This is a genomic window from Pallidibacillus pasinlerensis, assembly GCF_009996845.1.
Classification (GTDB): domain Bacteria; phylum Bacillota; class Bacilli; order Bacillales; family Caldibacillaceae; genus Pallidibacillus; species Pallidibacillus pasinlerensis.
This window is the reverse complement of the sequence record NZ_JAACYS010000106.1, coordinates 1-6,322: the sequence shown is the minus strand read 5'-3', so window position 1 is coordinate 6,322 and position 6,322 is coordinate 1. Positions and strand designations below refer to the sequence as shown.

Annotated in this window: 5 protein-coding genes and 1 pseudogene; 4 read left to right on the top strand and 2 right to left on the bottom strand. The window is 35.1% G+C overall.

What is annotated here, in order from left to right; translation table 11 throughout:
- A partial coding sequence (thiT, locus tag GW534_RS15260; RefSeq protein WP_161921839.1) for an energy-coupled thiamine transporter ThiT occupies positions 1-468 on the top strand: 468 nt, incomplete at its 5' end.
- A 41-nt stretch (positions 469-509) separates the two neighbouring features.
- Here thiT and GW534_RS15255 read toward each other — a convergent pair.
- Positions 510-1,013: pseudogene (locus GW534_RS15255) on the bottom strand (M20/M25/M40 family metallo-hydrolase); the annotation flags it as partial.
- Between the two features lie 192 nt (positions 1,014-1,205).
- Entirely contained in the window at positions 1,206-1,343 is a 138-nt protein-coding gene (locus GW534_RS15250) for a small acid-soluble spore protein P (RefSeq protein ID WP_161921837.1), read from the bottom strand.
- Between the two features lie 119 nt (positions 1,344-1,462).
- Here GW534_RS15250 and GW534_RS15245 point away from each other — a divergent pair, with 119 nt between their 5' ends.
- The 3 genes from GW534_RS15245 (at position 1,463) to GW534_RS15235 (ending at position 6,281) form a co-directional block, all read left to right on the top strand.
- The gene (locus tag GW534_RS15245) at positions 1,463-1,726 is read left to right on the top strand and encodes a hypothetical protein (protein ID WP_161921836.1); all 264 of its coding nucleotides are present in this window, start codon (positions 1,463-1,465) and stop codon (positions 1,724-1,726) included.
- A gap of 449 nt (positions 1,727-2,175) precedes the next feature.
- Positions 2,176-4,899, top strand: a complete 2,724-nt coding sequence (acnA, locus tag GW534_RS15240; protein ID WP_161921835.1) for an aconitate hydratase AcnA — start codon at positions 2,176-2,178, stop codon at positions 4,897-4,899.
- 281 nt (positions 4,900-5,180) lie between these two features.
- Positions 5,181-6,281, top strand: coding sequence for a BMP family lipoprotein (locus GW534_RS15235; protein ID WP_161921834.1), 1,101 nt, complete (start codon positions 5,181-5,183; stop codon positions 6,279-6,281).
- The last annotated feature ends 41 nt before the right edge of the window (positions 6,282-6,322 follow it).

Below are 6,322 nucleotides of genomic sequence, written 5' to 3'. Positions count from 1 at the left end.
GTATTTATTTTATCTTTCCGATGGGGATTAAAATATGGATTAATGTCAGGATTTCTCTGGGGACTACTCCAAGTAATATTTGGAGATGCTTATATTTTACACTGGTTCCAGTTTATCGTTGAATACTTTGTTGCATTTGCATTCGTTGGTTTTGCTGGTATTTTTATGAGACAAATTCAAGAAAATTTTGCAAAGGGAAACAAAGGTAAAGGTTTTATGTATGTTACATTAGCTACTTTTGTCGGTAGTTTTGCTAGATATCTCATTCATTATATTGCTGGAATTGTTTTCTGGGGAAGTTACGCACCAGAAGGTCAACCAGTTTGGATGTACTCACTCGTTGTTAACGGACCTGCTGGACTAGGATCTTTCTTATTCTGCTTAATCGTTCTAATATTATTAATTTCAGTTTCACCTCGAATCCTTACAGAAAGTAGGAAAAAATCTAACTATATTCCTATTAAATAATCTTATAACCCCATTCCGAAATAAAGGAATGGGGTTTCTTATTAATCAAATTGTAATTTTGCTAATTCATACCAATACTCACAAATCGTCTCCATTCCTTTATAAAAATTCTCTAGATGGAAATGTTCGTTCGGTGCATGGAAGTTTTCACTATCAAGAGAAAAACCGAGCAATACTACAGGTATGTTTAATATCTGATTGAAATCAGCCACAATCGGGATTGATCCTCCGCTACGAATATAAGCAGTTTCTGTATTGTAAACTTTTGCTGCCGCTCGGCCTGCCGCTTGGATTGCTGGATGCTCTAACGGTGTAATAAACGGAGCACCGGAATCAAATGGAGTAATCTTAACAGTCACACCTTTTGGTTTATGCTTTTCAATATGATTTACTAGCTTATCATAAATTTCTTCAGGTGATTGGTTTGGAACTAAGCGACAAGTGATTTTTGCAGTTGCTTTATTTGGTAAAACGGTTTTAATTCCTTCTTCTTGGAATCCACTATACATTCCATTTACTTCTAACGTTGGACGATAACTAGTCCTTTACATTTTCATCTAAAAAATTTGTAAGTGGATCTAAAAAGTATTGATTCAACCAATGTTCCATTTCGTCGCAATCAAAGAAATTGCTTTTTTCTTGCATATGTTGGCCCCCCAATTACATGAGGTGAATAAAAAACATTTATCTATATAATATGCATGTCAAGTAAATGTGTGAGGAAAAAATGAAATTATTTATAATCCATGATTTGGGTTTTTATTTTGTCTGGAATGGTTGCGGTTTTTTACTTTTTTAGAACCGCTCAATGGTTCTTGTTGTGTTCCTTCATGACGATTTTTAGCGTTATTTTTTGCGCTGCTTTTTTGACCCATCGAATATCAACTCCATTTTAATTTTATTGGGGGACCTAAAAATTAGGATGTACTTATTTTAAGAAGATACACGAATAAAAAAATACCTCTTGTTTATTCTAAAAGTAGGGGTGAATAAAATGACAAAAAAGTTTCCATACCATAAAGATAAACAACAGGCATTTCAAGCTGCACAACAAGGATTTGAAGAAGCAAAAGATGTTTATGAAAGTTTAGATACATCCTCGGCTGATTATGGACATCAACTAAAACGACTTGAAAATGAAATTAGAGAAGCCGAACAACAAATTGAAAATGCTCATGAAGTAGCGGGTGAAATTCAACGAAGAAAATTAGAGGAGTTTCAAAGTGAAATAAATAAAATGAATCAATTACTAGAATAAACTGACCGAGACTATTCTAATTCAAAGAATGGTCTCTTTTTATATTTCTTCTATTATAATAAATGTAACATTTATAACGGGAAACCATTATGTAAAAATAATATCACTAGCCGACACAGACGAATAATACATAATTTTTGCTTTTTACGATTAAAATTAACCATTTTAGATACTACTTTCTAAGTAAAATTTTAATTTTGTGTAAACTTTATTAGTACATTCGAATAATATTTTTACAGAAAACAGAAAAATGTAACGAATTTTTATATTCGTAATTACCTTAACTTATCACCGTTCCAATTATAACCATAAGAAAATGTTATACATAACAATAAAATACTCATTATTTACTTATCTCTTAAATTATATTAATATAAACTTAGAGAAAAAGTTAGATTTAAATATAGATAGCTAACTTTTTGAATTATCGACCTTAGGGGGGAATACATTTGACTACAGAAAACTTGTATAATTCAAAACAATCCTTTGAATTGAATGGTAAACGTTACCATTACTATCGTCTAAAAGCGATCGAAGAAGCTGGTGTCGCGAAAATTTCTCGACTACCGTATTCCATTCGTGTGTTATTGGAATCAGTTTTACGTCAAGTAGACGGTCGTGTAATTACAAAGGAACATGTGGATAACTTAGCAAAATGGGGAACAGGGGAAGTTAAAGATGGGGAAGTTCCATTTAAACCTTCTCGTGTAATTTTACAAGACTTTACTGGTGTACCAGCTGTTGTTGACTTAGCATCTTTAAGAAAAGCGATGGCTGATTTGGGTGGAGATCCACAACAAATCAACCCTGAAATTCCAGTTGATCTTGTAATTGACCACTCTGTACAAGTGGATAAATACGGTACAAATGATGCATTACGCGTAAACATGGAATTAGAGTTCGAACGGAACGCAGAACGTTATCAATTCTTAAGCTGGGCACAAAAGGCCTTCGATAACTACCGTGCAGTTCCTCCTGCAACAGGTATTGTACACCAAGTTAACTTAGAGTATTTAGCTAATGTTGTTCATGCGGTTGAAGGTGAAAACGGTGAATACACTGCATTCCCTGACACGCTAGTTGGTACTGACTCCCATACAACAATGATTAACGGTATTGGTGTATTAGGTTGGGGTGTTGGTGGTATTGAAGCGGAAGCTGGAATGCTAGGACAACCATCTTATTTCCCAATTCCAGAAGTTGTCGGTGTTAAACTTGTTAATGAATTACCAAATGGAGCTACAGCAACTGACTTAGCATTAAAAGTAACGCAAGTATTGCGTGAAAAAGGCGTTGTTGGTAAATTTGTTGAGTTCTTCGGTCCGGGTGTATCTACACTACCTCTTGCAGACCGTGCAACAATTGCGAACATGGCTCCTGAATACGGTGCAACTTGTGGTTTCTTCCCAGTTGACGAAGAATCATTAGATTATTTACGTTTAACTGGTCGTGAAGAGGATCATATCAAGCTTGTAAAAACATATTTACAAGAAAACGATTTATTCTTCACTCCAGATGTTGAACCTGAATATACAGACGTAATTGAACTAGATTTATCTACTATTGAAGCAAACCTTTCAGGACCAAAACGTCCACAAGACTTAATTCCATTATCTAAAATGAAAGAATCCTTCCGTGATGCTGTTGTAGCACCTTATGGAAACCAAGGATTCGGTCTAGATAAGGAAGAATTCAACAAAACTGTAGAAGTTGAATTTGCAGACGGTTCAAAAGAAACTATGAAAACAGGTGCAATTGCAATCGCTGCGATTACAAGTTGTACAAACACATCTAACCCTTACGTTATGTTAGGTGCAGGACTAGTAGCGAAAAAAGCAGTTGAAAAAGGTTTACAACCACCTAAATATGTAAAAACATCATTAGCTCCTGGTTCTAAAGTAGTTACAGGTTACTTACAAGACTCTGGACTACTAAGTTATTTAGAGCAAATTGGCTTTAACTTAGTTGGTTATGGATGTACAACATGTATCGGTAACTCTGGACCACTTCTACCAGAAATTGAAAAAGCGATTTCCGATTCTGACTTACTTGTTACATCTGTACTATCTGGTAACCGTAACTTCGAAGGTCGTATCCATCCATTAGTAAAAGGTAACTACTTAGCATCACCACCATTAGTTGTGGCATATGCATTAGCTGGTACAGTGGATATTGACTTAGAAAAAGATCCAATCGGAAAAGACAAAGATGGTAACGATGTATTCTTGAAAGATATTTGGCCATCAACTGAAGAAGTTAATGAATACGTTCAAAAAACAGTTACACCAGATTTATTCCGTAAAGAATACGAGCGTGTATTTGATGATAACGAACGTTGGAACGCAATTGAAACAAGTGATGAGCCACTTTACACTTGGGATGAGGATTCTACTTATATCCAAAACCCTCCTTTCTTTGAAAACTTATCACCTGAACCAGAAGAAGTTAAACCATTAAAGGGTTTACGTGTAATTGGTAAATTCGGTGATTCTGTAACAACAGACCATATTTCACCAGCAGGTGCAATTGGTGTAAATACACCAGCAGGTAAATATTTACTAGAAAAAGGTGTTGAAATCCGCAACTTTAACTCTTATGGATCCCGTCGTGGAAACCATGAAGTTATGATGCGTGGTACATTCGCAAATATCCGTATCCGTAACCAAATTGCACCAGGAACAGAAGGTGGCTACACAACTTACTGGCCAACTGGCGAAGTTATGTCCATCTATGATGCAGCTATGAAATATAAAGAACAAGGTACTGGTTTAGTTGTTCTTGCTGGTCACGATTACGGAATGGGTTCATCCCGTGACTGGGCAGCAAAAGGTACAAACCTATTAGGTATTAAAACTGTAATCGCTCAAAGCTTCGAACGTATTCACCGCTCCAACCTTGCATTAATGGGTGTACTTCCATTGCAATTTAAAGACGGTGAAAGTGCAGAAACTCTTGGTTTAACAGGTAATGAAGTGATTGATGTTCAAATCGATGAAAACATTAAACCACGTCAACTTGTTAAAGTAACAGCAACAAAAGATAATGGCGATAAAGTTAAATTCGAAGCAATCGTACGTTTCGATTCTGAAGTTGAAATTGACTACTATCGTCATGGCGGAATACTACAAATGGTATTACGTGAAAAATTACAAAATAAAGCTGTTAAAAATTAATTTAAAATAAACTAAAATTGTCTGTATCAAACTATCAAATTTCGATAATTTGATACAGACTTTTTATGGGTTATTCATAAAAATATTTTTACTATGTTAATACAAATCTATTGATTCTTCATAATAAGTTTAAAACTTTGTAAAGATTATATATTCCTATTTTTAAATTTTCATGGTATATTATTACTGGTAACAAAAAGGGATAAATTACCAATCTAAAATTGAAACCGCTTAAATGCGGGGGGATTTTTCCTTTTAAAATTTTCAAGGGGGTAATTTTGTTGAAGAAAAAGAAATATTCCTTTCTATCTGTACTCGTTTTATTAGTTGGTTTAGTCCTCGCAGCTTGTGGAGGAGGATCTTCTGATGAGACGTCAACTGAAGGTAGCGGAGATAGTGATAATGGAAATGCACAAGATAATTTCTCCGTTGCCATGGTTACTGACGTTGGGGGCGTCGATGACAAATCCTTTAACCAATCTGCTTGGAAAGGTATTCAAGAGTATGGTAAAGAAAACAACTTAGAAAAAGGCGATAATGGTTACGATTATTTACAATCTAACTCCGATGCCGATTATATTCCAAACTTAAACACTCTAGTTCGTCGTAACTTTGACTTAATCTTTGGTATTGGATTTATGTTACAAGAACCTATTTCTGAAATTGCTACTCAACATCCAGATACATATTTTGGAATTGTTGACTCCATTGTTGAAGCTGACAACGTAGTTAGCATCATGTTCAAAGAACAAGAAGTTTCTTTCTTAGCTGGTGTTGCAGCAGCTATGGAAACAAAAACAAATAAAGTTGGTTTTGTAGGCGGTATGGAAAGTGATGTAATTATGCGTTTTGAAGCCGGATTCAGAGCTGGTGTACATGCCGTAAATCCTGATATTGAAGTTGATGTACAATATGTTGGTGCTTTTGATAACGCTGATAAAGGTAAACAAATTGCAAACCAAATGTATACTGCAGGCGTAGATATTATTTTCCACGCTTCCGGTGCATCAGGTAACGGTGTTTTTGCTGAAGCGAAAGAAAGAAAACAAAAAGATCCAGAAGCAAATGTTTGGGTTATCGGTGTAGACAGTGACCAATACGATGAAGGTACTGTTGGTGAACATAACATAACATTAACTTCAGCATTAAAACGTGTTGATAATGCGGTAAAAGACGTTTCTAACAGAGCAAAAGATGGTAATTTCCCAGCAGGTGAAACGCTAAACTATGGTCTTGCAGAAGATGGTGTACAACTATCTACTACTGGTGACCACATGTCTGAAGAAACACTTGCTGAAGTAGAAAAATTCGAACAACAAATTTTAAATGGTGAAATTACACCACCAGGAACTCTTGAAGAATTAGAAGAATTTCTAAAATAAAAATCTAAACTCTCACTTGAAGTATTCAAGTGGGAGTTTTT